22 protein-coding genes are annotated in these 24875 nt (G+C 40.1%); 1 reads left to right on the forward strand and 21 read right to left on the reverse strand.

What is annotated here, in order from left to right:
• Nucleotide 1: 1 nt before the first annotated feature.
• From ACO1QW_RS13630 to nusG, 21 genes are all read right to left on the reverse strand, one after another.
• A complete protein-coding gene (locus ACO1QW_RS13630; RefSeq protein WP_486259386.1) occupies nt 2–1270 on the reverse strand; it encodes a glycosyltransferase in 1269 nt (422 codons plus the stop codon).
• Between the two features lie 13 nt (nt 1271–1283).
• Nucleotides 1284–2204, reverse strand: coding sequence for a glycosyltransferase family 2 protein (locus ACO1QW_RS13635; RefSeq protein ID WP_486259424.1), 921 nt, complete (start codon nt 2202–2204; stop codon nt 1284–1286).
• 18 nt (nt 2205–2222) lie between these two features.
• On the reverse strand, nt 2223–3131 hold the full coding sequence (locus tag ACO1QW_RS13640) for a glycosyltransferase (protein WP_486259388.1): 909 nt from the start codon (nt 3129–3131) through the stop codon (nt 2223–2225).
• Nucleotides 3132–3167: 36 nt separating this feature from the next.
• Nucleotides 3168–4256, reverse strand: a complete 1089-nt coding sequence (locus tag ACO1QW_RS13645; RefSeq protein ID WP_486259390.1) for an acyltransferase family protein — start codon at nt 4254–4256, stop codon at nt 3168–3170.
• A gap of 61 nt (nt 4257–4317) precedes the next feature.
• A complete protein-coding gene (locus ACO1QW_RS13650; protein ID WP_486259392.1) occupies nt 4318–5469 on the reverse strand; it encodes a glycosyltransferase family 4 protein in 1152 nt (383 codons plus the stop codon).
• Between the two features lie 8 nt (nt 5470–5477).
• Nucleotides 5478–6407, reverse strand: a complete 930-nt coding sequence (locus ACO1QW_RS13655) for a class I SAM-dependent methyltransferase (RefSeq protein ID WP_486259394.1) — start codon at nt 6405–6407, stop codon at nt 5478–5480.
• Nucleotides 6385–6993 (reverse strand): acyltransferase, encoded by a 609-nt coding sequence (locus ACO1QW_RS13660; RefSeq protein WP_486259396.1) that lies wholly within the window; start codon nt 6991–6993, stop codon nt 6385–6387. The genes ACO1QW_RS13655 and ACO1QW_RS13660 overlap by 23 nt, the downstream gene beginning before the upstream one ends.
• Before the next feature lie 3 nt (nt 6994–6996).
• Nucleotides 6997–8034: a glycosyltransferase family 2 protein gene (locus ACO1QW_RS13665; protein WP_486259398.1), complete on the reverse strand. Its 1038-nt coding sequence runs from the start codon at nt 8032–8034 to the stop codon at nt 6997–6999.
• Nucleotides 8007–8888: an alpha-1,2-fucosyltransferase gene (locus ACO1QW_RS13670; RefSeq protein ID WP_486259399.1), complete on the reverse strand. Its 882-nt coding sequence runs from the start codon at nt 8886–8888 to the stop codon at nt 8007–8009. Before ACO1QW_RS13670 ends, ACO1QW_RS13665 begins: the two co-directional genes overlap by 28 nt.
• A 12-nt stretch (nt 8889–8900) precedes the next feature.
• Nucleotides 8901–9896 carry a glycosyltransferase family 2 protein gene (locus ACO1QW_RS13675; RefSeq protein ID WP_486259401.1) on the reverse strand — a complete coding sequence of 332 codons (996 nt, stop codon included), beginning with the start codon at nt 9894–9896 and terminating at the stop codon, nt 8901–8903.
• Nucleotides 9893–10750: a class I SAM-dependent methyltransferase gene (locus ACO1QW_RS13680; protein WP_486259403.1), complete on the reverse strand. Its 858-nt coding sequence runs from the start codon at nt 10748–10750 to the stop codon at nt 9893–9895. The genes ACO1QW_RS13675 and ACO1QW_RS13680 overlap by 4 nt, the downstream gene beginning before the upstream one ends.
• A 56-nt stretch (nt 10751–10806) precedes the next feature.
• The gene (locus ACO1QW_RS13685) at nt 10807–11451 is read right to left on the reverse strand and encodes a CmcI family methyltransferase (protein WP_486259405.1); all 645 of its coding nucleotides are present in this window, start codon (nt 11449–11451) and stop codon (nt 10807–10809) included.
• A gap of 6 nt (nt 11452–11457) precedes the next feature.
• On the reverse strand, nt 11458–12753 hold the full coding sequence (locus ACO1QW_RS13690; RefSeq protein ID WP_486259407.1) for an ABC transporter ATP-binding protein: 1296 nt from the start codon (nt 12751–12753) through the stop codon (nt 11458–11460).
• Between the two features lie 61 nt (nt 12754–12814).
• Nucleotides 12815–13681, reverse strand: coding sequence for an ABC transporter permease (locus tag ACO1QW_RS13695; protein ID WP_486259409.1), 867 nt, complete (start codon nt 13679–13681; stop codon nt 12815–12817).
• A gap of 160 nt (nt 13682–13841) precedes the next feature.
• Complete coding sequence (locus ACO1QW_RS13700; RefSeq protein ID WP_486259410.1) at nt 13842–14306, reverse strand: acyltransferase; 465 nt, start codon at nt 14304–14306, stop codon at nt 13842–13844.
• A gap of 252 nt (nt 14307–14558) precedes the next feature.
• Complete coding sequence (locus ACO1QW_RS13705; RefSeq protein WP_486259412.1) at nt 14559–15581, reverse strand: Gfo/Idh/MocA family protein; 1023 nt, start codon at nt 15579–15581, stop codon at nt 14559–14561.
• A 259-nt stretch (nt 15582–15840) separates the two neighbouring features.
• Nucleotides 15841–16950 (reverse strand): glycosyltransferase family 4 protein, encoded by a 1110-nt coding sequence (locus tag ACO1QW_RS13710; protein WP_486259414.1) that lies wholly within the window; start codon nt 16948–16950, stop codon nt 15841–15843.
• 103 nt (nt 16951–17053) lie between these two features.
• Nucleotides 17054–18829, reverse strand: coding sequence for an asparagine synthase (glutamine-hydrolyzing) (asnB, locus tag ACO1QW_RS13715; RefSeq protein WP_486259415.1), 1776 nt, complete (start codon nt 18827–18829; stop codon nt 17054–17056).
• A 505-nt stretch (nt 18830–19334) separates the two neighbouring features.
• Nucleotides 19335–21725 (reverse strand): GumC family protein, encoded by a 2391-nt coding sequence (locus ACO1QW_RS13720; RefSeq protein WP_486259417.1) that lies wholly within the window; start codon nt 21723–21725, stop codon nt 19335–19337.
• Nucleotides 21726–21735: 10 nt separating this feature from the next.
• On the reverse strand, nt 21736–22554 hold the full coding sequence (locus tag ACO1QW_RS13725) for a polysaccharide biosynthesis/export family protein (RefSeq protein ID WP_486259419.1): 819 nt from the start codon (nt 22552–22554) through the stop codon (nt 21736–21738).
• 141 nt (nt 22555–22695) lie between these two features.
• Nucleotides 22696–23208 carry a transcription termination/antitermination protein NusG gene (gene nusG, locus ACO1QW_RS13730; protein WP_486259421.1) on the reverse strand — a complete coding sequence of 171 codons (513 nt, stop codon included), beginning with the start codon at nt 23206–23208 and terminating at the stop codon, nt 22696–22698.
• Between the two features lie 684 nt (nt 23209–23892).
• On the opposite strand from nusG, the gene ACO1QW_RS13735 reads away from it, so the two are divergent.
• Nucleotides 23893–24450 (forward strand): hypothetical protein, encoded by a 558-nt coding sequence (locus ACO1QW_RS13735; RefSeq protein ID WP_486259423.1) that lies wholly within the window; start codon nt 23893–23895, stop codon nt 24448–24450.
• Nucleotides 24451–24875: the final 425 nt, after the last annotated feature.

The raw sequence follows: 24875 nt of genomic DNA on the forward strand, positions 1-24875 counted from the left end.
TTCATGAAATAGTGGGGGTATTCTGAGTTAAAAAATGTTGATATAACGAAAGATGTTGTTTTATAAACCTTGTTTGCTTTTCTTCAAAATGCTTGTGCAGGTCCGGGAGCTTTATAAATCCCTTCGAAAGCATCTTTTCAAGTTCTGCAATTGCTGATGCAGAATGATTCCACTCATAACAGGAAACAAATTGTGGATATTCCTCAGCAAATTCCACTGGGCCGCCAACTCCCGGGGCAAGGACCTGTTTCTGATAATAAACTGCTTCCAATAAAACAATCGGTCCCGTCTCAATACAAAAAGAGGGAACAAACAAACAATCAATACCCGCAAAGAAATTAGCCTTGTTACCTGCGTGAACATTCGTATCCACTACGATGGTTGAAGGACTTTGTTTGACCAACTCTTCTAACTCGGCCATTGCTGTTGCGTTGCTGTTGGCGGGTATTCCCAATACAAAAGCAATATCCTTGCGGTGTAACAAACTGCGGATAAAAGCAAGCAGAAAGGCAGATCCTTTTTCAGGTGAAAGACGGCCCAGGTAACCCACACGATAGGAGGGTTGCGTTTTATCTGCGTCAACGGCAGCTCCGTAATCTGCCGTTGTTAGCGCTTGCCGTATCACGGCAAGCGATTGAGCAGGAAAACCATTTGCAATCAATTGTTGGCGTTGCCAGGCCGATACGCAAATGATCTGCACCTGCAGTTTCTTGAATGCCTGCAAGGTTTTAAGACGCTTATTTGCATAGCCGCTTACAAGATTTGAAAATCCTTGTTTTAATCCCGTTGAAAACATACAAACACTACACTGCACACCTATTCGTCCATCACAGGGGCTGCTGTTATTTTTTATAAGATCACCCTTGGCACAAAAATGACCCGGTACATGCGATGTGAAAATGATACGTGGAAATGTTTGATGACACATTTCAAAATGGCGGATATTAAAAAATGTACTGAGCGTGTGTACATGAATAATATCCGGTTGAAAATGCTCTAAAATAGGAAACATCTGCTGCCACGACCGGCTCACAATCTCCTGTTTTATTTCCTGTCGGTTGAAAACAATGGCTGGCAGCAATACTAGCTGGTAACTAGATTCTTCATACATAACAGAACGTTCTTCTTTTTCATCCTGCTGTTTCCCTCTGCTGATGAAGATCACCGATTGATGGTTTTTAACCAACCCTTTGAGTAACATATCTACATAATATTCCGTGCCGCCGGTAGTAGTAAATTGGTTGTATTCGGAAATAATGGCTATACGCATAATGTAAGCTCTATCAGCTTTTGCGGGAAAAGATTCGCTTTACTACATTAAGCAGTTCCAGCAATCGGTAAAAAAAAGGGATCCGGAATAGCCGGGGAATCCCAAGAAACAGGTTCCAGATCTCTTTATTCGCTGACGCAACAATCGGTTTTGTCGACGCCTTTACAATATGAAAATTGATCACAACAAGTTTTGCCAGCTCTGCCTTATTTGCAAGTGACGGGTTACCATACCTCATGAAGTAATTATAGTTTTCACATATAGATTGCCAGTAAGCCGCTTCATTCGATGATGATAATGAGGTACGTTTTTTAAAATCCCGGTGAAAGGAAGCAAAGTTTTCCGCTTTGCAATAACGGATCTGTATTCCCGGTATCAATGCCAGTTCCAGGTAAAGCCGTACATCTTCAATAAACCATTGCTCTTCATTAAATCGAATTTTTTCAAAAACCGTCCTTCTGATTATAGCAGCATGCACCGGGAAAAATTTTTTCAAAAAGAAAACAGGATCAGTAATTTTTCCCAACTCGGGATCTGCCGGGTATTGAAAATTGGCGAAATGTTTTTCCGCCGCTGAAACAATGTCTTCGTTATACACTCTTTTGAAATTAAAAAAAACAGCATCGGTTGAGGGTTCCGCCAGTTGATCCAAAAACGAGATCGCATAAGGATGAATAAAATCATCGGCATCGCAAAATATAACCCATTCTCCTTTGGCCTTCGAAACTCCAAAATTCCTTGCGGCTGAAGGACCGTTGTTTAACACACGATAACCCTGTACCCGGCTTGGCAGATTATAAACCTCATCAGATGAATCAACTATAATGATCTCAGTGTTACTCAGCAATGCACCATATTGATTCAGTAAATGAAGCAATTGCTTTAAATATCTGTGTTGGTTATGACAGGTTATAATTAATGAAACACCGATCATTAAAAATCTAATAGGCAATTAGATGTATAAGTCAGCAAAATTTTTATTGTTTCTTTTTTGCATGATTTGTCTCAACTTTCTTAACACTTCTGATATAGCGAGGATTTCAATAAGCAAAGATTTGAATTCAAACTTCAGTAAATGGCCAATAATAGTCCTGAATTCGAGCAGGACCCACCCACCAAGAGACGCCTTGCTGTTCTTTAAAAAAAATATATGATGCGATGACCGTTTAGTCGCAAGTGACTTTACCGTTTGAATGGATTCGTTGGTATTAGAATGACTATGATGAAATACAGCTGAGGGAATCAACATCACCTTTTTGCCTGCCTGCTTCATGCGTTCATATAGATCTGCATCCTCGTAATACATATGATATAGCTCATCAAAAAGAAAAGAGAATTGCTTCATATCTTTCAACTTCATCACAAAACATGCTCCGCATAATGTATCGATCTGGTAATATTCTTTTGTGGTTCCTGCAAACAGGTCAGTAATAAGATCCGGCATCGGTGTTAAATATACCTGCGTAAAAAAAGGCTCCACCCTGTTTGAATGATATTCGGTTAACAAAGGCATGGCTGCTGTAAAATCATTGTTTGCTTCTACTAATTCTATCAATTTCTTTAGCGAGCCTTTTGCAAGATAACCATCCTGATTTATTACCATTAGCAAATCAAAATCATCAGCTACACAAAGTTTGTACCCGATATTACAAGCTCTCCCGTAACCGATTGCTTCCCCGGCATCGATAATCCGCACATGTTTCTGATTGAAGGAATCACTAAGTTTTTCACCCGCCTTGCTATTATCAATAACAAATACCTGCACCTGATGTTGCAACGGCTCTGCAATAATCGAATTCAGCAATGCTGGCAGGTAATCGACTCCTCCATAAAAAGGAATTACAATTCCAACTTTAGACATGGCCAGTTTCAATTATGGAAAAAGTACGAAAATGTATCATGCATATTTCTTAGTTAACTTCCACCTATATCGGTTAATGAGTTTTTCAGCCTTCCGAACCCATAATGTCGAGAGAAGAATAATTACCGCATATAAGAGCCAATGCATAGCATTTGCTGAAACAGGAAAGGCCATGTAATCAATTAGTTTAGAAACAGAAAGAATAATAAAACTATGTAGAATATAAATAGGGTAAGACAAATCGCCAATAAAACGATCCCATTTTACCTTTAGAAATGAATAAAACATGCTGTTGATGCCAGCAAACAATAAAAGCGGCAACACCACATAACGCAACAAATCTTTGTTAACAGGTAGATAAGCATAACCAATAATACCTGCTAATAAAAAAATATAGAGCAGCAGCGCATACCACCGATTAAATGACAATAACTCTTTATAACGAAATGCTAGCATGCCAATTAAAAAAAGGTAAAATTGGGTAGGGAAGAAAAAATAGGTATGTACGCCAATAACCGGCCCTAAATAAATCCGTAGGCCGGCACTTGCTAAAAGAAATGCAACAAGATAGCGGCTTTTAAATTTTTGTAAAAAAGGAACCAATAAATAAAACCATATCTCCAATCCAATAGACCATGCCGGTCCGTTCAATCGCAAATTACCTCCCCAGGTATAACCCGATGAATCTATCCCTTCTAAAAAACTCCCACGAAAAAATTGAATTGTTCCATTAGGTCCGATATAAAACCATGATAATATATCCTGCCCTACCATAAACACATTGGAAAAAAAAGCAGCTATGCGCAACCATGGATTAAAATCGTTGTATACTCTTGCCCTTGCAACATTATAAGGTTTGTGCTCTAGCAAGGTAAAACCGGTTTCGAATAAGAGATAACAAACAGCAACAAGAAAAAACAGTGGCCAAAGCCTGATAAAACGACTCAGATAAAAATCTCTTTTTCTGTTATATGAGTTAGAAAGAATAAATTCCATATAAAAACCCGAAATGATAAAAAATAACTCTACACAGATATAACCTGGAATCATTTGTACCCCTAAAAAAGTGCCACCTGAATGAAAGATAACAACCGCAAATGCAAGAATAAACCTTATGACACCCATTATACAACAGTCCGTTTATTCATAAATATTATTATAGGTTTTGATTTAAAGAAAACCACGACTATTTAAAACTTTTGGCTATGATCGAATAAAGTAAAGCAGCACCTTTGGCAACATCATATCGGTGCACTGCTTCCTTTAATACCATTCCAGTCTGTTTGATGGCGTCTCTCTCATTATAATAAGTAATGATACGTGCGGCAGTCGCATTTATATCACTGTAATTGACAACATTGTGCTGTACCAAACCAGCAAACTGTGTAATATCTCCAATCCCCTCAAAACAAATCACCGGTTTACCTATAGCGCCAGCTTCCAGCACTACTAACGGAAACGGATCTTCCCTCGACGTAAGCAAAAACACATCAAAGCGCTGGAACCAATCTGTTATATTTGTTTGAGCTCCCACAAAACTTACGGCATCCTGCAATTCCAGTTTTTCGAGTTCATACTGTAATCCACTTGTTAATCCACTTTCTCCACCTACCCATACAAATTGAATAGCTGCTTCCGGGTAATCGGTTTTTATTTTCTTTGCTGCCTGCAAAAACAAATCAGGTCCTTTCCGCCAATCCTGCAATCCGCAACCCCCTACTATAAAAGGCAGGGAAGCTTTTCCGGTAATTGTTTGCGTTACATTTCCTGTTAAAGCACTTACATCAATAAACGGGTGTACTATTGAAATCTTCGAGTGATCGATACCCATCTTTTCCTCCAGGTACTTTCCGGTTTGTGACGATACGCAAACGATCCGATTAAACAAAGACAGGTTACTGGCTGTAAACTGCTCTTTATACCAGCTTCCGATGCTGAAAGGCTGTTCGTGTAACCATGCAACACAAGTAACATCCAACCTCTTCGGCAATAAAGGGATAATTTTAAATGAAGCTACCGTATTAAAAAAAAGAAGATCATAATCCGCCAGTGTTTTCAGCTGCTGTTGCAGCCATACATCACGCTTATATAATTTATGAAGTACCCTTCTTGCTGTTCCTGCAAAACCGGGAGCATAGAACGAAGGCAATACCTTACAGGAACACAGCGCTTCAAACTCCTCCACCATCTCCCCGTCTTCCAGGAACAACATATCAATCGTATAGTGCTGCTGTTCCTTCAACCACTTCACAAATTGGTACAGTACAATCGGTGCACCTGTACGTGTGGCATTGTGCGAAATAAAACAAATTCTCTTTCCGGTTATTGATAAAGCCATGAATCAGGTTAGGTCCGTTGAAAAAAAAGATACATCTCGCTTCCATTTTCCTTCAACCGGCTCCCCCTCCACTCATTCTGTGCACGCTGGTCAATGATTGTCTTAACCATTCTTGAAAAATAAAACATCAGCTTTTGGATGAAACCTAATGAAGCAGGATTACTGCGGTAACGGCCGATAAAAAAAGTATAAGGCCGCTGCAGGTAATACAGGCATATAAACAGGCAACGGTAAAAAAATAATTGTAACCTGCTAACGCCGGTTATCCCATGGCGGTAACTGGTAAGATGCTGAATAAATTGTTTTGACATACCGCTAATCCATTGGATGCCCCCATAAAACTGGTTGGCATAAAAACCAATTACAGGTTGAAACCCATATGGACGGAACAGTGCTGTAAGCTGTGCTGAAGTAAACCTTTGCAAATGCATTTCTTCTTCAAAAAAGAAGGTATTCTTCTTGTCTGTTTGTATCCCGTTCTTTGTCCAGGTGCAGATGCTATGTTCCAGGCTGCCGGCGTTGCCACAGGGTAAAATATGCAGCATCTTTGCAGTTGGGGTTGCCATATTTCCTATTATTGCTGCCGTCCCTTCCTGGTCATCCACATGCTCCAGCACATGATGCGAAAAAATAAAATCAAACTTTAAAGTTTCTAACTCAACCGAATTGCCGTTCATAAATCGGCAATCGGGAAAGCGCTTTGCGGCGTTTTCAACCGCAAGCGTACTCAGGTCGCTGCCAAATACCTCCCAATTAGGTAATGCCTTTTTCAGCACATCGGTAAACACACCATTGCCGCATCCAAAATCAAGTGCCCTTCCCTTCTCAGGAAGTGGTAACTCACGAATGAGTTGATACACCCGTTCTTTCTTTTCTGCAGGCCACTCATCCATATAACCATGTGCATACCAGTCGTTATAAAATTGTTCCAGGCTCATGTTCTTTTTTATCTATTGTAGTTACATCCAATCCTGCCGCACTCTTAACAATACTGTTAGCCGGAATGTCTTTATAAATTAAACAGTTGGCACCTACCACAACATTTTCACCAATCGTCACTCCTTTTAACACTGTTACATTACTTCCCAGCCAGCTGTTTTTCCCGATCACTACTTTCCCATAATCCAGTTCCTTACGATGAATGTCGACTGTTTCATTTTTTCTGACGACATGGTTGTGATCGTAAATTTTTACTCCTTCTCCAAACATTACATTTTCGCCTATTTCAATAGCATACATGCAATTCACCGAACAGTAATTATTCCAGAAAACATTTTTTTCAATCTTTAATACCCCGGCATCCCCAACACGGATATTACAGAAAGAACGGGTGTAAAATTGCTCGCCGATCCTTAATTGACAACTATCGGTTTCGAGATCAAGGGTAAATGAAGGTCCCGTAGAAACAGTGTCTGCAATCTGCACATGAGGATGGTTGCGAACCGCACTCAGCTTTGCATTTGCTTCGAGTATTGAACCCGCTCTGTAAAGCTTAAGAATTAATTTGCGGATCAGCCTTTTCATACCTTAGCTGTTTTGGATAAATAATTTAATTAACTGCTTTGATTTGATAAGATAGCTTTTTCTGTGAAACAGAAAATGAATCAGAAGCCCGGCCCTTTCATAAATGCCGGCAGCAGCTTTTTTCCTCGACAAATAAAATCGTATGATTTCTATTTGCTTGCCGGCAAGATAATTCCCCAGCAAAACAGGATTAAAAAACAGAACACTTTTGTTTTTTTCATTCAAATGCTGCAGCTGTAAAAGCAAACCGGTTAACGCTGATAATTGCTGAATATTGGATACAAGCCAGCTCTGTAAACGCTCTCTTTCAAGATCAATATGAAAATCTGGATCAATATGCTGTAAAAGTAAAACACGAATAGCAGATGCACTTTTCTTTTGCTTTTCACTTCTTACAAAAGAGGCTTGGTTACTATGCCTTCTGTATTTCAATAATGTCACCGGAAGATTTACAATTTCAGTGGTTTTATACAACCTGCACCATAAATCATAATCTTCTGATGGCTCAAAATTTCTGTTATAAACAGGAGAATGAGCAGCTAAAATGCTTCGGCGGATGAAAACAGTTGGATGTGCAACAGGATTGTATTCGAGGGAAGTAACTTTTATTTCCTCAAATTCAACCGGCACTGTAATGGTTTCATTAGTTCCGATAATGGTATACCACGATCCGCAAACTCCGGTTCCGCTATTATTTTCCATAAAATCATATTGCACCTGCAGCCTGTTTGTTTCAGCAATATCATCACCATCCATACGGGCTATATATTTCCCCTTCGCCAGTTCTATACCCCTGTTTAAACTATCAGTATACCCGGTATTAACTGGCTTCTGAATAAATTGAATCCGGTCATCAGCAAATGCTCCAATAATTTCTCTTGTATTGTCTGTTGAACAATCATCAATAATGATCAGTTCAAAATCTGAAAACGTTTGATGTAAAATACTTTCAACGGCATCTTTTACATACAACGCACAATTGTACACAGGCATGATTACTGAAACAGACGGTCTCAAATTCTCACCCATGCCGACGGACATATATTCGCTGTTTGTTCCTGTAATTCTTTATTGGCAAACCAATATTTTGGTGCTATCACTGTTTTTGCCGGGTTACGGTTGAGCCATGCTCCCCACCAGCTGAAACTGCTGTTGGCAACTATTTGATGTTTGCAATAACTCATCAAAAGCATATCCTTCCATGCATTGGTTCCCGTATTACCTTCAACAATACAATAATCTTCAACCATTGAAATAAGTTCCTGTTTTACCCATGCAGGATCATCAGAAAAAAAATAAAATTTTGCCTGAGCGTATTGCTCTTTTATTTTTTTAATGGCCTTTGTATAATAGTCTTTGCTGCAAACGCCATGATGCTGAAGAATAAGATTATTTAAATAATCCCCTCTTCTTACATGCACCGACACAGAAATGCAATGTTCAATCTCCTGTAAAATTCGTTTATTCGGATCATCCGCACCCAAATCCGGGAACTCAAATGATTCCCGTATAATTTTTTCATTTGAAAGAAAATAGTTCTGGCTTTGAAAAAACCCATCTAGAAGTACAGGTGCTTTTATACTAAAAAATAACGGATCAAAAGCCATTGATTGTTCTTTATAAATACGAATGGAATTCCCTGTTATCGCCCGCCTGAACCGTTGAAAGAAATTACGTTTATGTGTACTGGTTTCATGAACAATTGCTTCTTGTATGTGTGGAAACAGGTGTAACTCGTAGGGCCGGGCAACAAACACATCAACCTGTTCGGCATTTTCAATTAAATAAGACAAATCAATTTTCAAACCTACACCCAAATGTGCCGCTAATGCCTTCCCGGCAGCATACTGGAACATCTGGTTGCCTAAGCCACCTTTTACCAAACTAATAACCATTGGTATAAGCCTTCATTGTTTAACCCCAAAAACTTCTGCCAGTTTGTTTTGTAGACGCAGCCATACCGGCACAGCTGCATGATATTTGTAAAGCCGCCAAAGTTTTTTCCATGCGCCTTTATTATACGAAGTTTGATACGCATAATAATTATATATACCTGCTATTACAGAAAGAGGTAATTTTTTGTAATGATCTTTCAATACAATTTCCAGGTTATGATCGCAGGCAGCCTCTATCTGCCGGTATTTTAGGGGTTCTTCGACTTTAAACTGTATAAAATAATCTTTCACCCACTTCAAAAATTGCAAATGACCCGCTATTTTTTTCCCGGCTTCGGTTTTGGCATTACCGGAAATATTGGAACTGCTTAAACGCCAGTTTACTTTAGGACCGGGTATGGTATACAAACCTTTTGTACCTGCAAATAAAATAGAGCTGGCCCAATCAGCTCCCTGCGCATAATCTGTATAAACAAAACCACCCAATTCATCATATCGCTTCTTCGAAAAAATATGGTCTGGCATAGAATTCCCCCGCTTGTTCATCAATAATTCATTTGCTAAATCAAATGACGATTCTAGTTGCGGGCTTTCAGCTGTTTCAGCAATAACATCTCCTTCTTCATTAATGATTCGGGTATTAAACCGGTAAACGTCAAAATGAAGAGATTGACGATTGACTGTTTTATAAAACTCCTCAACACATCCCGAATCTGCGATATCATCATCTGAAAATAACCAAATCCAACTCTCATCTTCAATTAATTCAATACATCGATTCCATTGATGAACTATGTCTCTGCTTCCAATATTGTTTTCAAAACGGGTATAATTAATATTAAGTTTTGAAGAGAATTGATCTACAATCGCTTCTAAATCTTCAGGGCTGCAATCGTCGCCAATATAAACGGTAAAATCGCTGTTGGTTTGGTTGGCTAAAGATGAAAGTGCTTGGTCAAAATATTTTGCTTTAAAAGCTGGTATTATTACTGCAAGCCTCCTCATCATTTCCTCTTTGCTAAAATAATTTGGTACCCAATGTAAGTTTTGCCAAGTTTTTCTAAATCAAATTGCCCAGTGTATTCCACTATTTTCGAATAATTAGTAAGATTATTCCAATTAGAAAAGTCAGGCTTATTCTCTAATTTGTTATATTTTTTAAGAAATATGTTCTTATAAATATTATATAATATTGTTCGTTTTAACGCACTATTTTTTGTTTTCGTTTCAAATTCTTCTTTTAGAAATACGTTCTGATATAGCTGCAGATAAACTTTCTGAATTGAAAAAAACGAGTTTAGCAGTTTTTGAAATTCTACAAAACCCCATTCCTGAACATGGTATGGGTTTATTGGGCTTGCATCAAATGGGATGCTTGAAATTGGTGTAGATACTAAAAAAAGACCATCATCTTTTAATGAAGATTTGACATTGCGAAGAAATTGTTCATAGTTTTTTAAATGTTCAATTGTTTCATAACTAACAACTAAATCTAATGGTTCCTGATTAGAGAAATTTTCTGCATCCATTATTTTGTAAGTTATTTTATCATGCTTGTTTCGATGCTGAGCATATCTAATTGTATCCAAGCCTATATCACCACTTACAACTGCTTGCGCTTCGCCTTCAATAGCAAGCATTAAGCTGCCTCGCCCTGCTCCGCAGGCCAAGTCTAAAACATTTCTTCCCTTGGAATAATTACAAGCAAGCTGATATCTTTTAAGATGTGAATCTTCAGTAATACCATTGATGTAGCCGGGAATCCACCGCTCTGATTCATTCCGGAGAGTAATGTTTGCTAGAGCTTCTAACTCAAATTTCTGACAGAAAAGTTCTTCTTCTAATGGATTAATATTTCCCATATGTATGCTGTTGATTATTCTCGACTTTACTAATTAATTATCAAGTTGTTTATCAGCTATTTAATTCGTTTGAGATAGCCCATAGTATTGAATGTCGCATTGGGTCCAAAAAAATTTATCCATTTATAATCTACTTCGAACTTATCGTTTACTGTTAAAAATTGTTTTATCGCTTTTACTGGACCGCCATTAAATTGATCTGTCCAACCTAATGCGTCAATTATCCCGTCCTCGACAATCAAATAAGACCCAGGGGTAACTAAATGGCTAAAATGATTAATAGCGTCAAGCGTGTTTTGATAATCATGAGATGAGTCTTCTATAATTAAGATTTTATCGAATTCTTCTGCCAACTTCAAATTGTAATCTTTCCAGCCTCTATGAAAAAATTTTATTCTTGAATTATCCTTGGCTTGTGAATAAGCCCTATCATCAATGTCAATTGTATGAATTACTCCTTTTCCTATAGAGTCCATTATGTTAGCAAGATAGAGAGCAGTTCCACCATGATTAGTTCCAATTTCAATAATCAAGTCGGGTTTAACTTCATTTAATATCATTTGATATATAACGTAGTCAAATGGGCACTTTAAACAAGGTACGCCCTGATAGGTCATTTTGTGGTGGCCCCTTTCAATATCAGTCAAAGAATAAAATGTGTCCAACGGTTTCGATTTAAATAAACGGCTTAAAAGATTCATTTCCTACTATTTTAGATGTTGTGTTTCCCAATTTAATAATGGCCTTATTAGTCCTGGAAATTTTCCAGAATAGATACCTCTCGCAGATTCGGCGTTCATTTCGTCCACAATAAAAAAAGATAATAATCCCTCTTCGTGAAAATGAACAATAAATGGATTATAACTCATTACGGCTACGGAGACGCTGACTATACCCTCTGCTAAAAAATTGCCTGGTATCATTACTTTCGATTCGTAGTATCCTTTTTGAAATACCTTGCCCTCGTAAGCATTTTTAACATCATGTGATGTAAATAGATGCTCTCCACTATCGTTGTATACATTTATTCCGGGCGTAATTTTTACGTCGTCTTCCATTACTTCGTAAATTATTTTTACGAAGACAGGTCTTCTGATATCGGCAATTTCGCAATTCTGATTTTTGTCATCTACTATAGAGATCCTCGAAAGGCGAACAATATTATTTCCTGGACGCTGCTCATTCCATTCAATAGCAGAATTATTATCTCTTGTTTTATTTAAGTAACTACGAATTGCTGCATCCACTTCTCCATCAAAATATATTTGCCCATTTTTAAGAACAAGGCACCTGTCACATAACCTTGAAACAGCGTCCATCTGGTGACTCACAAACAAAACCGTCCTTCCTTCTTTCTCACTTACATCCTTCATTTTGCCCAGGCACTTTTTTTGAAAATCTGCATCGCCAACGGCCAGCACTTCATCAACGATGAGTATTTCAGGCTCAAGATGTGCAGCAACAGCAAAGGCGAGCCGCACATACATACCGCTGCTGTATCGCTTCACCGGTGTATCAATATAACGTTCCACGCCGGCAAAATCCACAATTTCATCAAACTTACGCTTGATCTCATGCTTCGTCATCCCCAGTATAGCACCGTTGAGAAAAATATTTTCACGGCCGCTCAGTTCAGGATGAAAACCTGTTCCCACTTCAAGCAAACTCGCTACCCGTCCTTTTATTTTAATAATGCCGGTAGTGGGGGCCGTGGTACGGCTTAATATTTTAAGGAGTGTACTCTTCCCGGCACCGTTTCGGCCAATGATCCCCAGCACCTCGCCCTGCTTCACATCAAAATTGATATCCCTCAATGCCCACACATAATCGCTGTTGCCTGCCGTTGTACGGTCGTTGGTTTCGCCAATACGCAAATAAGGGTCTTCCTTTCCACGCACCTTATGCCACCAACGGTTTACGTCATGGCTAAGCGTGCCCGTGCTTACCTCACCAAGGCGATACTGCTTCGATACCTGCTCAACTTTTATAACTGTATTACTCATGTTTCAGCTTCCGTTCTTAATAAATCAGAAAATCATATATCCTAAATCAAAAATCATAATTCTACACAGTGTCCATAAACGTTCTCTCTACCTTACTGAAATAGATGGCACCGATAACCATTACAACCAGCATAAACAGCAAGCTGTACCCCAGCGACAAAAAATTAAAACCCGGGCTCTTAAACAACGCATAGCGAAAACCTTCCACAAGGGGGCTGAGCGGGTTTAATTCAATGATAGCCGCAAAAGATTTACCCTTTAAAAACGACAAAGGATACGCCACAGGTGTGGCATACATCAGCAATTGCACGGCAAATGCAATTAACACAGTAAAGTCCCTGTACTTGGTGGTAAGTGATGAAATAATAATGCCTGCACCTAACCCGATACCTGCCATAATAATAACCAAGAGAGGAATCAATAACCAGTTTACACCAAATTGTATAGGCACATCACGAAACACGGCAAACCAGAACATTGCCAAAAACAAAAGTCCGAACTGTATACCAAGTTTTACAATATTGCTGATAACAATGGATAGAGGTAACACCAGGCGTGGAAAATAAACCTTTCCGAAAATATGCGCATTGGCCACAAAGGTGTTCGATGTAGCGGTTAAACAGGTTGAAAAATAGTTCCAGATAGTAATGCCACTCATATAAAACAAAACGGGCTCAATACCATCGGTGGGGATATTAGCAATTTTTCCAAATACAAGTAAAAACATGATGGTGGTAAGCACGGGTTGCACCACATGCCACAGTGGCCCAAGAATAGTTTGCTTGTACTGCGCCACAAAATCCCTTCGCACAAACAATACCATGAGGTCTCTGTAGCGCCATACTTCTTTTAAGTTAAGATCAAATAAAGACGTTTGAGGTTTGATCTCCATGTCCCATTGTTCTCTTGTATCGTTATAATGATTCATAATTTTTTGTCTTTCACTTTTCCACTAACTACTTTCGGCTATACACCACCGGCTATTTACTACCGGCTATCCGCCACCGTCTTTATTCAACCTCTTCGCTATTCACAAAGCTCAAAAAGAAAGTTGGCCGTACCTTGTTTCAGAAATCCTGCATCCGCCATCACAGATCAGAAATCTTTTTCGCCGGGTTACCAGCATAAGTTCCCTTCCTCTTAATATCTTTTGTTACTACAGCTCCTGCACCAATCACCGTTCCATCGCAAATACTTACCGGAAGAATGGTGGCATTGCTACCAATACTCACATTGTTGCCTATAATGGTTTTCTTCCACTTCTTTTTATCTCCTGCTGCAGGTTTACCATCACTGAATGTATCGTTAATAAACATGACACCATGACCAATAAAACAATCATTACCGATCGTCACCAGCTCACAGATAAAACTATGACTTTGAATGCGGCAATTCTTTCCAATCACCACCCCTTTTTGTATCTCAGTAAAAGGACCCACAAAACAATCATCACCAAGCTCGCATTCGTACAGGTTGCCTGGTTGCATGATCACAACATTCTTCCCCGTTTTAACTTTCCGGAGACTGATTTTTTTTAATGTATACTTCGCCAAATCTTTATTTATGTCAGACTTACTGAACATTTAAAATATTCGCATATAAACAATCTGTTACCCATAGAATGATGAATAAAAATTCCTCAGTAATTCACCACACCTGTCCCGCCCTCAAGCGGGAGTAGCACAATTGCTTAATCAGGGCTGACGACGGAACATGGGGGGTAATATGTTCCGTCTTGACTTTTTGGTTCTTTTGTGTCAACCTGTCCCGCCTTAGCGGGAGACAAAAGAACGAATAAGTTGTGTTCACACAACATTCCTTGTTGTAAGGGTCGCTTTGTAAAACTGCTCAATCATCCTCACACTGCAAATCCCTTCCTCACCCGATACGTACTTTTTTTGCTTCCCTGCAACAACCGCAACAAACTCGTCATATACTCTTGCATGATTGTTCATGGAACCTTGGTAACCTTTATACTCATTAGCAGCGTTGCTGCTCTTAAGTTTTGCCAGGTCAATGAACGCTGGCTCCTGGTATTCGATCGTATTGAGGTAGGCACCACCAATCTTGATCGTTGCCTTTTCTGCAAGTATGGTTACCGATCCTTCATAATTTTTGTTAGTGCTGTTTACGCTGTAATGAAACGTGCCCGGCACTCCTTGCTTCGTCATAAAGGAGAACACGCCTGTATCTTCTACTTCAATAATACTTTCGTGTGCAAGATTTGTTGTGAACCCTTTCACTGTTTTTACTTCGCCAAAGAACCAATACAGCAAATCCACAAAATGGCTGAACTGTGTAAACAACACACCACCATCAAGTTTCTTTGTTCCTCTCCAGTCCGATTGCTGGTAATAAGCTGCGGGCCTGTTCCAGAAACCATTTACCTGTATGCTATAGATCTTCCCGAGTTTTTTTTGATCCAGTAATTTTTTCACTGCAACCACGGGAGGATTCAACCGGTTTTGCTTAACAATGAGCAAATGCTTTTGAGCTTTGCTTGCAGTCGCAATCATTTTTGTTGCATCGGCACTTGAAATTGCCATTGGCTTTTCACACAACACATGCAACCCCGCTTTCAGTCCTGCAATACTGTGTGCCGCATGTAACCCGTTGGGCGTACAAACAACCAAAGCATCAGCGGTTTCACCACGAAGCATATCTTTCAAAGAAGTATAACCGTAACAATTGTATTGTTTCGAAAACTGTTTCACTTTTTTTTCCTCAATATCACACACTGCAACCAATTCACCTCTTTCTGCAGCAAGCCTTGCGTGCCGATCACCAATTGTTCCGCATCCAGCCAATAAAAAACGAATTGCTTTCATCAATTTCAACTTGCCAGAGAAAGAGGCAATAATAATATAAACATCATGAGCAAGGGATGTAGATGCCTATTCAAATGTAATTCACCACAGTAGTACAGATGCCAAATCAAGGCTTACGCCGAAAGATGGGGGTAATATCTTTCGGCTGTCTTTTCCTGCCCGATCTGACTCGGTCAGGCGGGGGTTACTTTTGGACAACCTGTCCCGCCTCAGCGGGAGCAAAAAGTGACAAAAAAATACCGCTTGCGCAGCAAGTCTCTCATAATCTTTCAAACACGGTTTGTAACCTATTCTTAAACTTCTCAAAAGAAAAATACTTCAACATGTTTTGTTGTACTTCTCTTGAATCATGTTTCGTACTTAACGTTTTTACCAGCGCCTCAGCCAACTCTTCTCCATTATCTGGATCAACCAATGTCCCCAATTCCCCAAACTGCAATGCTTCCGTACTCCCATCCTTATTACCTGCTATCACAGGTAATCCACAAGCCATCGCCTCAGTGTACACAATACCAAAACCTTCCCCTTTACTTGGCATTACAAATACATCAGCCAGTAAATAATGATCCGTTAGTTCATCATCTGCTACAAAACCCGGCATCATCACTTTGTCGGCAACACCCAGTGAACTGATCAAAGCATTCATCCGTTGCAGTTCTGTTGCATCGGCTTTGCCCGCAAGAATATATTTGAATGGAATATTTTTTTTCACGAGTGCTGGCAGGATGCTCACAAGTGTGTCATAACCTTTATAACCTTCATTACTGTTCAACCTTGTTAAGGTGAATATTACTTTTTCGTTTGCTGCGATACCATAACGTTTTTGCAGGTAAGCTGGCTTTGTAAACTCAGTTGGAAACTTGAAAAAAGGATCAATGGTATTGGGAAACACGGTGATTTTTTCTGCAGGTAAACCCTGTTTCGATATCAGCTGATTTTTTGTAAAATTGCTCACAGCTAAAAGTTGATCGGCGTTTTGTAATGCTTTTTTCTTTAATCCGCCAACGGGTTCAAACACTTCAATACCATGACAAACAATCACCAGCCTTTTCTTCGGAGCAATACGTTTTAATAAAACAGCAATAGGCGCTAAATTCAAATGCCCCAGGATAACAACATCCTGTTTCAATGATTCTTTCACGGCCCATAACACAAACAACAATTTGTTACCCTTGAATGCATGATAAGTTTGTTGCGTTGTATAATTTTTGTCAAATGACTCATCATACATTCCACCAAACACGGTGCTTAGTTGAAGTGAAGTGGAAAGATCACCCAATGCCTTTATAAAAGCCCGGTTAAATTTTTCAATACCACCCATATGGGAGAAAGCAGTTAACACAAAAAAACCAATCTTTTTTTTTCGCATTTTAATATTCTCGCTCAATCGTAAAGCCTCTTGGAATGGATCCCCTCCTGGGAGGTAACCGGGCGAAGCAAAGGTTAGGAACTTCGTTCGGGGGTGGGTCCTGTTATTGCTTGTTTTGAAACCTGCTCATCAGCAACGCACACCAATACCTGCCCCACGATAATTTTTTCTCCCTGAATTTTTTATACAAGTGTTCTTCATCATTATTCGAAGGTTTGATGAATTCATTCTCCTTTAACCATCCTTCAAAGGGAAAGGTGAACCCCTGCTTCTTTCGTTTCCAGATAGCTTCAGGCAATTCATGCTCAAATGCCTTTACCAATACATATTTCGGAGGCACTTTTTTAAACTTGATCGATTCATTGATGGCCCCCGCCATGATCATTACTTCCTTATCAAGAAACGGAACACGTATTTCAAGTCCGTGCCACATGCTCATAAAATCCGAATCCTTCAGCAACTGGTTCTGCATGTAGAAATTTGTTTCAAGCCAGCTGATCCTGTTACCATCCGTTAAGCTGCTTACAGGATAATATTCACTTAACTCCAGCAAGTCATCTTCAATTGCCTTTTCCGTGCCTCCCAATAAAGAAGCCACCGACCGGGGTGTAAAAATTCCACGGTAACTTAAATATTCCGCCGCAGTACTTTGCATACCTGCATAACTGAGTTTGCGCACCCGGTGATCCGGGAAACCCTGCAAACTTCTGAGCAACTGTTCAGGCATCTTCTGCACATACTTCATTTTTTTCTGCTGTTGAAAAGAGGGATAGCCGCCAAATAATTCGTCGGCGCCTAATCCGCTTAAAACAGCTTTCAACCCGTATGCTTTTGCATACATCGAAATAAAATAAGTATTAATACCGTCCAGGGTAGGTTGATCCATAGCCTGAATGGCATCTTCCAGCTGCTGATTAAAAATATCTTTTGTAACTAAAAATGATTGGTGTTTGGCACCTGTCTTATTAATAATTAGTTGCTGAAACTTCTCCTCCGAGAAATCTTTTTCGTTGAAAACAATCGACAGCGTATGAAGATTTTCTTTTCTGGTATGACTGGCAATTAAAGTAAGCAGACTTGAATCGATACCACCACTCAGGAACAAACCGATGGGTGCATCCGAAATAAGATGACGGTCAACTGCCTGCTCCAGTGTTTCCCGCATGAGCTGCAGTGCTTCCTCCTCGCTTTTCAATTTGCCTGTAAACCCCCATTTAAAGAAACGATGAACTTTCTTTTTTAAAGAGGGGAGTTCAATCACCAATGCCGTTCCTTTGGTAAGCGGAACCACGTTTTTAAGCGTGGTAATTGGCTCAGGAAGGTGACCGAAAGTTAGAAAGGCAGAGCGCCATTTTTCATTTTCTTCAAATACCTTTTCTGTTGTGGCAAATGCCCTGATTTCGGAGGCAAAATAAAGACAATGCTGATCGAGATAATAATACAAAGGCTTAATACCTGCATGATCCCGGGCCAGTACCAGTTGTTGCTTTTTTTCATCAAGTAAGGCCAGCGCAAACATGCCGTTAAAATATTCAAAGGCATCAACACCCCATTGCCTGTAAGCTTTCAATATAACTTCCGTGTCACTTTCCGTTTTGAATTGATGACCATAATGCTGAAGTGTCGATCGTAATTCCAGGTAATTATAGATCTCACCATTGAAAATAATCGTCAGTTCGGCATCGATCATGGGTTGATGACCCGCTTCAGTTAAATCGATCAGCGACAAACGACGATGACCAAACGCTAAGGGTAAAGATGAATGCGCAAACAACCCTGCATCATCAGGCCCGCCTCGGTGCATGGCATCACGCATGTTTATCACCTGCTCCTGCAGGTTTCTCAATGATGGGTCAAATATTCCGGCAATGCGGCACATTGGGTAATAAAATCATTGTTTTAAATACTTCCACGCTAAAATCTGAGGCATTAAAAAGTCAGGCTTAAACTGAATAAACGCTGCTTCAGCAGCAAGCCTATGTTGTAAAAAAGCCTCAACTCACAACCACTTTTTAATTATTCTACCAGCCGCACAGAAGTTGTTCAATATTTGTTCAACAGCTATTCACCACACGTGTCCCGCCCTCAAGCGGGAGTAGTACTCAGCTAAATCAGGGCTGCCGCCGAAAGATGGGGGTAATATCTTTCGGCTGTCTTTTCCTGCCCGATCTGACATCGTCAGGCGGGGGTTACTCCTGAGCCTGTCGAAGGATGGACAACCTGTCCCGCCTCAGCGGGAGCAAAAGTGACAAAAAATACTGCTTGCACTGCAAGCACAAACAATCCTTAATAATGATCTGCTACGTTCTCTCGAATGTTTCAAACGGGAATTATCAAATCATCCTGTCACTTTGCGCCACTAGCAAGCCACTTTAGGGAGGAGTTTACTTAATCCCTATAAACTGTAACACTTTATTATACCATTTATTCTTCGCAGGATCATTGTCATAATAACCATAGCCATAACCATAACCATAACCATAGCCATAACCATAACCACCATACCCATAATAACTGTTATAGCCTTCCACCTTAATATCATTCACGAGGATACTCACATTGGGAAATTTCTTTTGCTGGTAAAGATCTTCCAGCATCTGTAATTGCTTCTTAAAGGTGTAGCGTTGGCGGATGACAAATAAAGTAGCATCAGCAAACTGCGACAGCGTCATAGCATCACTCACCAGTCCAACTGGGGCAGTATCAATAACAACTGCATCAAAATTATCCCTGCAGAATTCAAACAGTTCTTTCACCTTTGGCTCAAGCAACATTTCTGATGGGTTGGGTGGCGTTGGTCCGCAGGCGATCACAAATAAATTATCAATCTCAGGAACTTTAATAGGCAATTCTTCCAGGCCGATTTTGCCGATTACAAAATGGGTAATACCGAATGCACGTTGTAACCCAAGGCCGCTAACCACTTTGGGCTTACGTAAATCAAATTCCAATAACACCGTGCGTTTGCCTGTTAATGCAATCGAGGCGGCAAGGTTGGTGGCAGCAAAAGATTTACCCTCGCCGCTGAAAGAGGAGGTAACTAGTATCACCGGGGTGCGGTCCTTTTTCAGAACAGGTTGAAGATTTGATCTTATGATCCGGAATTGCTCTGCAAGGATGGTCCGGCTGTTTTTAACGACTACCAGTGTTTGCCCTTTATCATTATGACCCAGCTCACCGATAACGGGCATTTTCGTCACCTTACTGATATCTCCCTTTGTTGTAACCCGGTCATTCATCAAATCTCTGATCAAAATAATAATAACAGGAATTAAAAGACCAAAGAATACAGCCAGCATATACGCACTACGCTTCTTAGGGAAGATAGGCATCCAGCCGCCTTCAGCTTCTGAAAAGATCTTTGAATTGGAAACAGTCGATGCGAGCTGTATACCCGTTTCCTCTCTTTTTTGCAGAAGAAACGTATATAGCTCATTTTTGATCAATTGTTGGCGTTTGATCTCACGAATCTGGCTTTCTTTTTCCGGCAGGGAAAACATTTCTGTGCGTACCGTTCTTGCCCTCCGTTCTAATTCGTTTCTCGACAACACATATGCCTGTCTTATATTCTTCAAGTTCTCGATCATGGAAGTGCGTGTCTTTTCGATATTCTGTTCAATTTCTTTGATCACAAGACTCCCTTCTCGGCTTACTCTTAGCTCATTTTCCCGCTGTAAGATCAGCTGATTATATTCACTCACCAAAGAAGTTAACGTTGGGTCAACAATACCTAAAGTGGTGGGTGTAAGATTGTAGGCATTTTTTTTATCCTTGATATAATTATCCAGCAGATCAAGTACCATAATCTGCATTTCTTGGGTGCGCAGTTCCGATTCAGAATCGTTGATATTATCTAAGTACATCTGCGATTGATTCTCCAGGTCGAGAAATTGGTTGCGCTTTTTGAAATTCTGAAGGTCGGTTTCAACTATGCCAAGGTCAGTCTCCAGATCTCCAAGTCTTTCAGAAATAAACCTAAGTGAATTTTCAGAAATACGGCTTTTGTCCTCAACATTGTAACGGCCATATTCTTTCATTACCTGGTTCAGAATGTCGATACCTTTATCCACATTTTCGGTGGTCAAACTAAGATTCAAAACGCTGGAGCTCCGGCTTTTTTGAGCGATACCCAGCCTTCCGGAAATGGCTCCTGCCACCGATTTCGATGAGCTCCAATAATAAGTATATTTTCGTCCCACCGCATCCTCGATTCCTGGATTAGGAACCACCCTGAATGTTGAGCCCCCAACTTCAATATTACTATAAAATGGTCTTGGCTTCGTTTCCTTGTTCATCATGAAACTATTATGCCCGGTCAATTGAATATTAAAGGAATAACCTCTATTACTGTCGCTGATATTTATAGGGTCAACAATAAAAGGTGTCTGTTTGTAAATTTCACTGCTACGCACTTTTCCGTGCTCCACATAACTGCTGTTAAGATGTAATGAGTCAACAACACGCTTCAGGAACTCTTTTGATTTCATCAGGTCGATTTCATCTTCCGTATTAATCTTGTCGGTCGGATTAAAAATGCTGCTGAACTTATCAGTGCCCTTAATGTTGGTGGCATTCTCGACCTTCACGATCATACTGCTCCCAACAGTAAACAAAGGAGTCGACCAGCGCAAATAGGCCCATGCAACAATTAATGCTACACCTAAGGAGAAGAAAAATAAAGGCAGGTTCGAAATATATTTGAACAGGATCTCTTTAAAAGTTAAGAGCTTGCTGTCGGTGTCTGCTTGTGGCAGGTGATCAAATTCGTTGGCCATTTAATTATTATTAACGGAAAATAGTAGTGAGAACAACAATAACATTAATAAGACTCAAACCAAATGATACATATTGAAGAGTTCGTTGGGTAGTTTGGTCAGATGTCTTCAGCTGTCTGTCCGAAGGCGCCACATAAACTATATCATTTTGTTTCAGGTAATAATTAGGCGATTGAAAAAAATCACCCTTGGTCAAATCAATCGTATGCATTGTACGCTTGCCATTTTGTTCTCGGATGATCAAAATGTTTTTCAGATTGCCCCCGGGCGCCACACCACCAGCTAAGGCCAGGGCATCAAGAAATGTCAATCGCTCAGAAGTAGAACTCACCTCTCCCGGCGCACCAACCAGTCCGTGAAACGTAACCCTGAAATTTTGGTAACGAATATTCACGATTGGGTCTTCTTTCAAATATTCACTCGCACGCTTAACGATTTCTTTTTCCAGTTCAAGTTTGGTCATCCCGTCAGCACGGATAATGCCAAGCAGTGGTAATTTGATTTCTCCACTAACGATGTCAACCAAATAGCTGTTTGATGCCCCCCCTGTACCGGCAGAAGCCGAATTTCCAGCTGTGCTGGCACCTACTGTTCCTGATGAATAATTCTGACTGAACATTTGGTTAAGAGCCGAACTTCTCGATGAAATATTCACTTGTAAAAGATCTCCTTTCTGTATAATAGGCTCCACTAATTGGTATTGATTGAGCTTGGCTGTATCCAGTCCTTCGTTGAAATAAACGGCTTCCTTTCTAAGCTTTGCGGGCGACACACAGGAAGAAAGAAACAGCAGGCAAACTGCTGTTGAAAATAAAAGTAAACGTATCATGTAATGTATTTGCACAGTTTAATCAGCCATGGTTCAAACGACTCATCCACTGATTTATTGAACAATAGTGAAATTTGAAATTGCTTTTACTGAACTGCAGGCACCAATAACTTCAGAACTTAAAGACTTAGAACCTTAGAACTAAAACTTTTTCTCAACCACCGGTTCAAGATTGCTCTTCTCAAACTGTGCCGTCAATTCATATCCCAGGCTCTCAAGTAAAACATACGCCCGGTTATTCAATACTTTGATCACAATACCCTCCGTATCCATCATCAACCCGGTTTTTACTCTAACTTTTTGGCCACTTTCCAATTGCACAGGCCTTGCCTCTACATCCGTATACTCATTCAGGAATTTCCGGATCACATCTATTTCCTGTTCTTTGATGATAGCCGGCTTGCCGTTCCAGTAAAGAAAATTCACCACCCCGTCAGTTAACCGCACCCTTGTTTTTTCTTCCTCTGAAATCTGGACAAACACATACGATTTAAATAAAGGTTCTTCAATCACTTTGTATCGGTCGCTCCATTTGCGGCGCACCTTGTTCATCGGGCAGTAAAAACTCAGCCCCTTCCGTTCCAGCTGCTCGCAGATCTTCTTCTCCCAGCGGGGTTTTGTATAAACAGCATACCAGTTTTTCATCCCTGTCATATCAAACACATTTTTCAATCTCCAACTCTTCTCCAACTTCAGAACTGAAGAACTTCAGAACTATAGAACGTAGATCTGACATTTTTCTTCCCTTTGCCTGAACCAGGGAGAATCGTAGCCTATCCTCTTTCCGCCTTACTCACTTCCCGGCAACCAACTCAGAATCTTAGAACTTCAAAACTGGTGACTACCGGCTCCCGGCCAACAACTCCGGCACTTCCCAACCAAAAACCACGAACTTCAAACCATAAACCAACCCAATTTACTACAAAGCTTCGCCACCTCAGTCACACCAAACTAAAAAAAGACTGAGTTTCCCGGTAAAACGTAAAAATGTATAACGATAAAAGGGCAAACAAGCCAAACAGGCTCATTTACCCTCCATCAATTATTTAAATGCTGCCAGTTGGCAGACTTTTGTTGGTTGTCGATTTCACTATACAATTCACAGGTGCTACGGCACCGTTTCCATAGTTGCAAATATATGTCCTTTAGACAGTTACAGCCACTTTCCACATCCCCTTTCTAAAATAAAACACTCCCTTGGCCGATTCGTACGCAAGTTAAAGGATGGAGGGCAATCCGGAAAAAATAAAATTTATACATTTCACACTTTTCATCCGACCGGGGTTTCATTTCGTCCGATAGGACGTCTCACAACGTGGCCCCCGGTATTCGGAAGCAATGAGCACCTGGGATCTCCCCTCATCAATAAAACTCCTGCACAAAACAATCAAAACAGCCAACAGCAGGAAAAAATGGAAAGGCATACCTGCCAATGCACTTTATTTTACCACCCTTGTAACCGATCTGGTAACTGTTGTGTTCGCCCTGTTAGAAGAAATTCATTACAAGGAAGAAGTAATAATAACAGCAGAAAAAAATACGCAGCTTTGGTCATTAATAACATATGAAAACTACTGCCGCTGGCACACCGGCAAAACACCTTGGGACTTTTTTCCCCGCCACCTTTCAAAGAAAGAATTTCTGAATCCTTATCTCACATTAGAAAAATTCACAAAACTTCATACGCTATCCGAATGGAAATACATGATCAACGATATACTTATCCACGCCCTTACCACCGAAAGCATTTCAGAATTCTCCGACGATGAATGCATGCTCCATACCTGGATTTATCTCAGCAAACTCCTCGAAGCAACCCACCTCATTGAAGTACACCAATCCACCCCTCAACCCAAACCCCGCCCCAAATGGAAATCTCTTCCTGTTACGGCTTAATAACCCTCACCGACTATTTACCATTGACAATCAACATTAACCATTAACAATTAACCATTAACAACTAACCATTAACAATTAACAACTAACCATTAACCATTATCACGACATCACATAGGATGATCGTGTAAATTGTACCGTTATTCACTACAGTAGCACAAAACCATAATCAGTTAACAATCCGATTTCGGGCTGTCATGCGAAATCGGGGGCCTTTTTCCTGCCCGATCTGACGTCGGTCAGGCGGGGGTTACTTTTTGGCCAAACAAAAAGTAACAAAAAAACATCGCTTGGCAGCAAGCTACCTGTCCCGTCCTAAAATAACTATACACAAAGAAGTATAGTATGTCAGTTAAAAACAACACTTCAGCAAGAGTTCAGTTTTCAAAGAAAGTCATCCGTCAGGCTGTTCAAGAAGTAGAAGA

The organism is Lacibacter sp. (genome assembly GCF_057361365.1).

Coding starts and splice junctions, on each gene's coding strand:
- ACO1QW_RS13680 (WP_486259403.1), bottom strand. CDS start 10,750: ATGGGAAATATTAATCCATTAGAAGAAGAACTTTTCTGTCAGAAATTT.
- ACO1QW_RS13640 (WP_486259388.1), bottom strand. CDS start 3,131: ATGTCTAAAGTTGGAATTGTAATTCCTTTTTATGGAGGAGTCGATTAC.
- ACO1QW_RS13690 (WP_486259407.1), bottom strand. CDS start 12,753: ATGAGTAATACAGTTATAAAAGTTGAGCAGGTATCGAAGCAGTATCGC.
- ACO1QW_RS13720 (WP_486259417.1), bottom strand. CDS start 21,725: ATGGCCAACGAATTTGATCACCTGCCACAAGCAGACACCGACAGCAAG.
- ACO1QW_RS13705 (WP_486259412.1), bottom strand. CDS start 15,581: ATGAAAGCAATTCGTTTTTTATTGGCTGGATGCGGAACAATTGGTGAT.
- ACO1QW_RS13655 (WP_486259394.1), bottom strand. CDS start 6,407: ATGAGCCTGGAACAATTTTATAACGACTGGTATGCACATGGTTATATG.
- ACO1QW_RS13650 (WP_486259392.1), bottom strand. CDS start 5,469: ATGGCTTTATCAATAACCGGAAAGAGAATTTGTTTTATTTCGCACAAT.
- nusG (WP_486259421.1), bottom strand. CDS start 23,208: ATGACAGGGATGAAAAACTGGTATGCTGTTTATACAAAACCCCGCTGG.
- ACO1QW_RS13675 (WP_486259401.1), bottom strand. CDS start 9,896: ATGATGAGGAGGCTTGCAGTAATAATACCAGCTTTTAAAGCAAAATAT.
- ACO1QW_RS13735 (WP_486259423.1), top strand. CDS start 23,893: ATGAGCACCTGGGATCTCCCCTCATCAATAAAACTCCTGCACAAAACA.
- ACO1QW_RS13635 (WP_486259424.1), bottom strand. CDS start 2,204: ATGATCGGTGTTTCATTAATTATAACCTGTCATAACCAACACAGATAT.
- ACO1QW_RS13630 (WP_486259386.1), bottom strand. CDS start 1,270: ATGCGTATAGCCATTATTTCCGAATACAACCAATTTACTACTACCGGC.
- ACO1QW_RS13695 (WP_486259409.1), bottom strand. CDS start 13,681: ATGAATCATTATAACGATACAAGAGAACAATGGGACATGGAGATCAAA.
- ACO1QW_RS13660 (WP_486259396.1), bottom strand. CDS start 6,993: ATGAAAAGGCTGATCCGCAAATTAATTCTTAAGCTTTACAGAGCGGGT.
- ACO1QW_RS13645 (WP_486259390.1), bottom strand. CDS start 4,256: ATGGGTGTCATAAGGTTTATTCTTGCATTTGCGGTTGTTATCTTTCAT.
- asnB (WP_486259415.1), bottom strand. CDS start 18,829: ATGTGCCGCATTGCCGGAATATTTGACCCATCATTGAGAAACCTGCAG.
- ACO1QW_RS13670 (WP_486259399.1), bottom strand. CDS start 8,888: ATGGTTATTAGTTTGGTAAAAGGTGGCTTAGGCAACCAGATGTTCCAG.
- ACO1QW_RS13685 (WP_486259405.1), bottom strand. CDS start 11,451: ATGAATCTTTTAAGCCGTTTATTTAAATCGAAACCGTTGGACACATTT.
- ACO1QW_RS13725 (WP_486259419.1), bottom strand. CDS start 22,554: ATGATACGTTTACTTTTATTTTCAACAGCAGTTTGCCTGCTGTTTCTT.
- ACO1QW_RS13710 (WP_486259414.1), bottom strand. CDS start 16,950: ATGCGAAAAAAAAAGATTGGTTTTTTTGTGTTAACTGCTTTCTCCCAT.
- ACO1QW_RS13665 (WP_486259398.1), bottom strand. CDS start 8,034: ATGTCCGTCGGCATGGGTGAGAATTTGAGACCGTCTGTTTCAGTAATC.